The sequence below is a fragment of the Pseudomonas sp. SDO5522_S412 genome (assembly GCF_054071215.1).
In genome coordinates, this window is record NZ_JBSVWQ010000275.1 from 1 (window position 1) to 7,057 (window position 7,057).

Sequence of the window (7,057 nt, forward strand, 5' to 3'; positions counted from 1 at the left end):
CCAGATGCCGTGGCTGACCCACCGCGTTCGCGAGCAAGCCCGCTCCCACATTTAGACCTCATTCAGCCTGACCCACCGCTCCTCCTTGGCCGCCACCCGAATCGCCGCCGCCAACCGCTCAACCTCCCAAGCCGCCGCAAAATCCGTCCCGTCACTGCCCTTGCCGGCCAACGCCATCACCAACTCATGCACCTCCAGCGTCTTCAACTCGTTGTACCCCAACTGATGCCCCGGCGCCGGACTGAACGCCGCATACCCTGGCAACGAAGGCCCCGCCAACACCCGCTGAAACCCCTCCTGCCCAACCCGAAACAGCTGCAACTCATTCAACCGTTCCTGATCAAACAACAACGTGCCCCGCGTGCCACTGATCTCAAAGCTCAGGTGATTCTTATACCCATGCTTCAGCCAGCTACTGCTCACCGTCCCCCGTGCCCCATTGGCAAACCGCAACAACGCATGCACCTGGTCATCCACCGCAATCTCCCGCAGCGTCTCACTCCCGGCGGTGGCAGGCCGCTGCCCGTGCACCGTTTGCGTATCGGCACACACACTCACCACATCCCCCACCAAATAGCGCGCCATGGACAGTAAATGACTGCCCAGATCCGCCAACGCACCGCCGGCATGTCCCACCTCACAGCGCCACGACCACGGCGACGCCGAATCCGCCATGAAATCCTCGCTGAACTCCCCCTGAAAACTGATGATCTCCCCCAACTCACCGCGGGCGATCAACTGCCGGGCCAAGCCAATCATCGGGTTGTGCTGATAGTTGTAACCCACCCGCGTCACCACCCCGGCCTTGCTCGCCGCATCACGCATCGCGGCCGCCTGCTCCAGGCTCACCGCCAGCGGCTTCTCGCAATACACCGCCTTGCCTGCCGCCAGTGCAGCCATGGCCATGGGGTAGTGCAAATGGTTGGGAGTAGTGATGGCGACAACATCCACCTTGGGATCGTCAATCAACTGCTGCCAGTCGCCATGGGCCTGGGCAAACCCCCAGTCATTGGCGCAGCGTATTGCGCGCTCGGTATCGGCATCGGCCAGGGCGGCCAGCGTGAGCTTCACCGGCAGCTCGAACACCGCCCGCGCATTATTGAACGCCAAGGCGTGGGCACGCCCCATAAAGCCTGTACCAATCAGGCCGATTCCGAGTTCGCGCATAGCCGGGTTCCTTCGAATTATTGTATTGAGAAGCCTATTTATGGAATAAATATTCCCAAAACTCAACACATAGAATAAAAATTCATTCCAGGGCCCACACCTCACCCGTGGCGAGGGAGCTTGCTCCCGCTGGGCTGCGCAGCGGCCCCAAAAAGCGTAGGAGCGCTGCGCACTCCAGCGGAAGCAAGCCCCCTCACCCCAACAGCCCCCCTCCACGGATCACCGCCGCTGATAGCACTACATTCAGCACCGACCCAAACCCCTCCAGTTAACAAAACATAACGTAGCGCCGATTGTCAGACGATTCCAAAGCCCGCTAGGATGGCCCAGCTTGCCCAAGGCGCTCTAGATTGCAGGTTTCAGGGCTCCCCACGGCAAGACGACCTAACAATAATAAATGGGAGAAAGGTCTATGAGTGAGCCTGTCATGGGTGTGGTGTTTTTCCGCCCGAAGGCCACGCGCAGGGTCGCATTGCTGGCCACAGCGCTCTCGTTGCTGGGGGTTGTCGCGTTGTCGACACCGGCCCATGCCGCCACAGAAACCACCGCCGCCGCGGTGTTCGCCATTGACTCCCCCAAGGCCGCCAAAAGCCTGATGATCGACGTGGTCCACGCAGGCAAGCGCCTGGTCGCGGTCGGTGATCGCGGGCACATCCTCTATTCCGACGACCAGGGTGTCACCTGGACCCAAGGCAAAGTCCCCACCCGGCAACTGCTGACTGCCGTATTTTTCGCCGACGACCAACACGGCTGGGCGGTGGGCCATGACGCACAGATCCTCGCCACCACCGACGGCGGCGTGACCTGGACCCAACAATTCCAGGACCTCAAGCGCGAAGCACCGCTGCTCGACGTCTGGTTCAAGGACGCCAGCAACGGCTTTGCCGTGGGTGCCTACGGTGCGCTGATCGAAACCACCGACGGGGGCAAGACCTGGGACGACGTCAGCGAGCGCCTCGACAACGAAGACCAATACCACCTCAACGCCATCGCCCAGGTGAAAGACGCCGGGCTGTTTATCGTCGGTGAGCAGGGCAGCATGTTCCGCTCCCATGACGAGGGGCAAACCTGGGAAAAACTCGAAGGCCCCTACGAGGGCTCGCTGTTCGGCGTGATCGGCACCGCCCAGGCGCAGACGCTGTTGGCCTACGGCCTGCGTGGCAACCTGTTCCGCTCCACGGATTTTGGCAGCACCTGGGAGCCGGTGGAGCTGAACGCCACTCGTGGCGCGCTGGAATTCGGTTTGTCGGGGGCGACCCTGCTGGACGACGGTTCCATCGTGGTAGTGGGCAACGGTGGCAGCGTGGTGGTCAGCCACGACGACGGCCTGACCTTCAGCGTATTCAATCGCCCGGACCGCATTTCGCTGTCGGCGGTCACCGCGGCGGGCAACGGCAACTTGATTCTGGCGGGGCAGGGCGGCGTTCGCGTGGCCAGTCCAACCGGCGCCGAGCCGACAAAACAATAAGAAGGCGGGGACACAATGAGCAGTCATCATAACGACAAGGCCACGTTTCTCGAGCGCCTGATTTTCAATAACCGCCCGGCAGTCATCACGATCTGCCTGCTGGTGAGTATTTTCCTGTTCTGGCAGGCGACGTTGATTCGCCCGTCCACCAGCTTCGAAAAAATGATCCCCCTCCAGCACCCCTTCATCGAGAGGATGATGGAGCACCGCAACGACCTGGCGAACCTGGGCAACACGGTGCGCATCTCGGTGGAAGCCAAGGACGGTGACATCTTCACGAAGGAGTACATGGAGACCCTGCGCCAGATCAACGACGAGGTGTTCTACATCTCCGGCGTCGACCGCTCCGGCCTCAAGTCCCTGTGGAGCCCCAGCGTGCGCTGGACCGAAGTTACCGAAGAAGGCTTTGCCGGCGGTGAAGTGATCCCGCAGAGCTACAACGGCTCGCCGGAAAGCCTCGACCAGTTGCGCAACAACGTGCTGAAGTCCGGGCAGGTCGGGCGGTTGGTGGCCAACGACTTCAAGTCGAGCATCGTCGACATTCCGCTGCTGGAGTCCTATCCGGACCCACAGGACCAGGGCAAGCTGCTGGCCCTGGACTACCGTAAGTTCTCCCATGAGCTCGAAGACAAGATCCGCGACAAGTTCGAAGCGCAGAACCCCAACGTCAAGATCCACATTGTCGGTTTTGCCAAGAAGGTCGGCGACCTGATCGACGGCCTGGTGATGGTGGTGATGTTCTTCGGTATCGCCTTCGTCATCACCCTGGTGCTGCTGCTGTGGTTCACCAACTGCCTGCGCAGTACCGTCGCGGTGTTGAGCACCACGCTGGTGGCGGTGATCTGGCAGCTCGGGCTGATGCATGCCCTGGGTTTCGGGCTGGATCCCTACTCGATGCTCGTGCCGTTCCTGATCTTCGCCATCGGTATTTCCCACGGCGTACAGAAGATCAACGGCATCGCCCTGCAATCCAGTGATGCCGACAACGCCCTGACCGCGGCCCGGCGTACCTTCCGCCAGCTGTTCCTGCCGGGCATGATCGCGATCCTCGCCGATGCGGTCGGTTTTATCACCCTGTTGATCATCGATATCGGCGTGATCCGCGAGCTGGCAATCGGTGCTTCGGTGGGTGTGGCGGTCATCGTGTTCACCAACCTGATCCTGCTGCCGGTGGCGATCTCCTATGTCGGCATCAGCAAACGCGCCATCGCCAAGAGCAAGAAGGATGCGCACCGCGAACACCCGTTCTGGCGCCTGCTGTCGAAGTTCGCCAGCCCTAGGGTCGCGCCGGTGTCGATTGCCCTGGCGCTGATCGCCTTTGGTGGCGGCCTCTGGTACAGCCAGAACCTGAAGATCGGTGACCTCGACCAGGGTGCACCCGAACTGCGTCCTGACTCGCGCTACAACAAGGACAACAACTTCATCATCAACAACTACTCCACCAGCTCCGACGTGCTGGTGGTGATGGTCAAGACCCCGCCCGAAGGCTGCTCGCGGTATGAAGCCATGGCGCCCATCGACCAGTTGATGTGGAAGATGCAGAACACCGAGGGCGTGCAGTCGGCCATCTCGCTGGTGACCGTGTCCAAGCAGATGATCAAGGGCATGAACGAGGGCAACCTGAAATGGGAAACCCTGTCGCGCAACCCGGACGTGCTGAACAACTCCATTGCCCGTGCCGATGGCCTGTATAACAACAATTGCTCCCTGGCGCCGGTGCTGGTGTTCCTCAACGACCACAAGGCCGAAACCCTCGACCGCGCGGTGCATGCGGTGCAGGACTTCGCCAAGGAGAACAACAAGGACGGCCTGGAATTCATCCTCGCCGCCGGTAACGCCGGGATCGAGGCGGCCACCAACGAGGTGATCAAGGAGTCCGAGCTGACCATCCTGATCCTGGTGTACCTGTGCGTGGCCACCATGTGCATGATCACCTTCCGCTCGTGGGCGGCGACCCTGTGCATCGTGCTGCCGCTGGTGCTGACCTCGGTGCTGGGCAACGCGCTGATGGCGTTTATGGGCATCGGCGTCAAGGTCGCGACCTTGCCGGTGGTGGCGCTGGGGGTAGGGATCGGCGTGGACTACGGCATCTACATCTACAGCCGCCTGGAGAGTTTCCTGCGGGCCGGCCTGCCGTTGCAGGAAGCCTATTACCAGACGCTCAAGTCCACCGGTAAAGCCGTGCTGTTCACCGGCCTGTGCCTGGCAATCGGCGTATGCACCTGGATCTTCTCGGCCATCAAGTTCCAGGCCGACATGGGGCTGATGCTGACCTTCATGCTGCTGTGGAACATGTTCGGCGCGCTGTGGCTGCTGCCGGCGCTGGCACGCTTCCTGATCAAGCCCGAGAAGCTGGCGGGGCAGAAAGGCAATTCGCTGTTCGCCCACTGATCCAACGCTGTTTGCCAAAACGCCGTGGCCTGTGCCACGGCGTTTTGCATTGCGCGGGCTTAGGCCGATGCAACGATTTGACCTATCATGAGGTCTTTCCTCTTGATGATTGATGGTTATGACTGCCGACACCGCTACCTTGCCCGACGCTTTTGAAGACTGCCAGATGGTCGAAATCGATGGCCTGCACAGCTTCGATTTCAGCCTGGATGACCAGACGTTATCGATCATCTGCATGGACGGTCGCGCCGAGAAGCGCTGGAGTTTCACCCTGGAGCAAGTCAAGGCGGCGACCTTTGATCAAACCCTGCAAAGCTGGACCCTTACCGGTGACTCGGGCGAACACCGCCTGGTCTGCATGAGCGGCGTCACCGGCAACAATAATGACGAGGATGAAGCGGATGATGATGCGTAAATTCTGGCCCCTGCTGATGGCCGGCAGCGTAGGCGCAATGTCGGTCCAGGCTGCGCCGGTGGACACCTATGAGTTGCTGGTGGGCAGCTACACCGCCGGCACCAGTGAAGGTATCTACCGCTTGCAGTTCGACAGCCGTACCGGGCAGTTCAACGGCCAGCCGGTGCTCGCCGCCAAGGCGGCCAACCCGTCGTGGCTGACCCTGTCCAAGGACCAGAAGCACCTGTTTGTGGTCAACGAAAACGGCCCGGGCCAAAAAGACCCGGTGGGGCGCGTCAGCAGCTACAGCATCGACCCGAAGAACCATCAACTGACCCTGATCAACCAGGTGCAGAGCCTGGGCAACGAGCCGACCCATTCCAGCCTGGCCAGTGACGGACGCTACCTGTTCGTGGCCAACTATTCGGTGCTGGAAGATCCGGGCGGAAGCCTCGCGGTGTTGCCGGTAGATGCCCAGGGCAAGCTGTCGCCGCCGGTGCAGTTGAGCGGGCACCCGGCCAGCCGGGTCAACCCGGAGCGCCAGGCGTCCAATCATGTGCATTCGGTGGTGTCTTCGCCGGACGGCAAATACGTGTTTGTCCAGGACCTGGGGGCGGACAAGATCTTTGCCTACCACTACGACCCCAAGGCCAACCATGAACTGCCGCTGACCCCGGCCGACCCTGCGTTTGTGCAATTGCCACCGGGCAGCGGCCCGCGGCACCTGCTGTTCACCGCAGACGGCAAGCACGCGTGGCTGACCACCGAGATGAGCGCGCAAGTGGCGGTGTTCGACTACAACGATGGCGAGCTGACCCAGAAGCAACTGGTCAACTTCGCGGATGGCCAGCCGGTGTCCGACAAGGCCGGTGCTGCACTGCACACCTCAAGCGACGGCAAGTTCCTCTACGTGAGCAACCGTGGCACCGCCAACCAGATGTTGGTGTTTGCCATCGACCCGGCCACTGCGCAGCTCAAAGAGATCCAGCGCCGATCGGTGGAAGGTGACCATCCCCGGGAGTTCGCCCTGGACCCCAGCGGCAAGTTCCTGCTGATCGCCAACCAGAAGAGCAACGAGATTGTGGTCGTCGAGCGCGATCCCAAGACCGGTCTTTTGGGCAAAACCGTGCAGAAACTGGCGATTGATGCCCCCAGCGACCTCAAGTTCCTGGTGCGGCAATAAGCCACAGGCCCCGCAGTGCGGGGCCTGACTTGTTGTATTAATACTATTAATAGCGGCTAGTGTTTCAATGAATTTCTAAGGCTAACCCCTCGGGCGTAAGTTTGGTTCCAAGGCCAACACAGGCCACCAAGCCAACCGAACACAAGGGTTACCGACATGAACTTCAATCTTTTCTCGATCATCGCCGCTTCCGCTGTTTCCGCCACCGTAGCGTTGCCAGCCAGCGCCAGTGTTGAAATCAGCAGCAAAAAAACCAGCACCAGCGCCTACACCCAGAAATACCTGCAACAAAGCGCCAACTTCTATGCAGCGCTGGACCACAAAATCCAGAACTGATCTTGAAGCTGATGAAGATCAAATGTGGGAGCGGGCTTGCTCGCGAAAGCGGTAGGTCAGTCTCCCCCCGGGATGACCTATACCCCACCCTCCCTCACCAACCCCCCCCCCCACCTTT

Annotated in this window: 6 protein-coding genes; 5 read left to right on the plus strand and 1 reads right to left on the minus strand. The window is 60.9% G+C overall.

Annotation, left to right across the window (positions count from 1 at the left end; genetic code table 11):
- Positions 1 to 51: 51 nt before the first annotated feature.
- Positions 52 to 1,167, minus strand: coding sequence for a Gfo/Idh/MocA family protein (locus ACW9I6_RS29310; RefSeq protein ID WP_003211201.1), 1,116 nt, complete (start codon positions 1,165 to 1,167; stop codon positions 52 to 54).
- A gap of 427 nt (positions 1,168 to 1,594) precedes the next feature.
- Here ACW9I6_RS29310 and ACW9I6_RS29315 point away from each other — a divergent pair, with 427 nt between their 5' ends.
- The 5 genes from ACW9I6_RS29315 to ACW9I6_RS29335 all read left to right on the plus strand — a co-directional run bounded on the left by ACW9I6_RS29315 (position 1,595) and on the right by ACW9I6_RS29335 (position 6,939).
- Positions 1,595 to 2,635, plus strand: a complete 1,041-nt coding sequence (locus tag ACW9I6_RS29315; RefSeq protein WP_457340125.1) for a WD40/YVTN/BNR-like repeat-containing protein — start codon at positions 1,595 to 1,597, stop codon at positions 2,633 to 2,635.
- 15 nt (positions 2,636 to 2,650) lie between these two features.
- Complete coding sequence (locus ACW9I6_RS29320) at positions 2,651 to 5,026, plus strand: efflux RND transporter permease subunit (RefSeq protein ID WP_401194978.1); 2,376 nt, start codon at positions 2,651 to 2,653, stop codon at positions 5,024 to 5,026.
- A 118-nt stretch (positions 5,027 to 5,144) separates the two neighbouring features.
- Complete coding sequence (locus ACW9I6_RS29325) at positions 5,145 to 5,441, plus strand: DUF5629 family protein (protein ID WP_177055131.1); 297 nt, start codon at positions 5,145 to 5,147, stop codon at positions 5,439 to 5,441.
- A complete protein-coding gene (locus ACW9I6_RS29330; protein WP_457340124.1) occupies positions 5,428 to 6,603 on the plus strand; it encodes a lactonase family protein in 1,176 nt (391 codons plus the stop codon). Before ACW9I6_RS29325 ends, ACW9I6_RS29330 begins: the two co-directional genes overlap by 14 nt.
- A 156-nt stretch (positions 6,604 to 6,759) precedes the next feature.
- A complete protein-coding gene (locus ACW9I6_RS29335; RefSeq protein WP_003211212.1) occupies positions 6,760 to 6,939 on the plus strand; it encodes a hypothetical protein in 180 nt (59 codons plus the stop codon).
- The last annotated feature ends 118 nt before the right edge of the window (positions 6,940 to 7,057 follow it).

Bases quoted from the DNA above. Each gene is read 5' to 3' on its own strand.
- ACW9I6_RS29325 (WP_177055131.1), top strand. From the start codon at position 5,145: ATGACTGCCGACACCGCTACCTTGCCCGACGCTTTTGAAGACTGCCAG.
- ACW9I6_RS29310 (WP_003211201.1), bottom strand. From the start codon at position 1,167: ATGCGCGAACTCGGAATCGGCCTGATTGGTACAGGCTTTATGGGGCGT.
- ACW9I6_RS29335 (WP_003211212.1), top strand. From the start codon at position 6,760: ATGAACTTCAATCTTTTCTCGATCATCGCCGCTTCCGCTGTTTCCGCC.
- ACW9I6_RS29315 (WP_457340125.1), top strand. From the start codon at position 1,595: ATGGGTGTGGTGTTTTTCCGCCCGAAGGCCACGCGCAGGGTCGCATTG.
- ACW9I6_RS29330 (WP_457340124.1), top strand. From the start codon at position 5,428: ATGATGATGCGTAAATTCTGGCCCCTGCTGATGGCCGGCAGCGTAGGC.
- ACW9I6_RS29320 (WP_401194978.1), top strand. From the start codon at position 2,651: ATGAGCAGTCATCATAACGACAAGGCCACGTTTCTCGAGCGCCTGATT.